Annotated in this window: 1 protein-coding gene; it reads right to left on the bottom strand. The window is 69.2% G+C overall.

The features are described 5' to 3' along the window. Positions 1-85: 85 nt before the first annotated feature. Positions 86-273: ANTAR domain-containing response regulator (locus tag CVH10_RS20470; protein ID WP_146143186.1), on the bottom strand; the 188-nt coding region annotated here is incomplete at its 5' end.

Here is a 273-nt window from a genome sequence, read left to right as displayed (position 1 = left end):
TCCCGGGCGACGATCGGCAGGGTGGCGTCCAGCAGCGGGACGATGCCCAGGGTCCAGCGGGGGCGCTCGGGGGCATGGGGCATGCTCATAGGCCTTTCTCCAGGCCTTCGAGGATATCGATCACGTTGCCGGCCACCTCGCCGATGCGCGGGCCCCGGTCCATGGCCAGCTTGCGCAGCGTCTGGTAGGCCTGGGGTTCGGCGCAGTCCTGATGCTTCATCAACAGCCGCTTGGCCTTCTCGATGCGCTTGCGGTCGGCGAGCTGGGTGCGGG

This window comes from Halomonas sp. ND22Bw (assembly GCF_003011945.1).
In the GTDB taxonomy this organism is placed as follows: domain Bacteria; phylum Pseudomonadota; class Gammaproteobacteria; order Pseudomonadales; family Halomonadaceae; genus Halomonas; species Halomonas halophila.
Note: the sequence above shows the minus strand (reverse complement) of the source record. Positions and strands in the feature narration are given on the sequence as shown.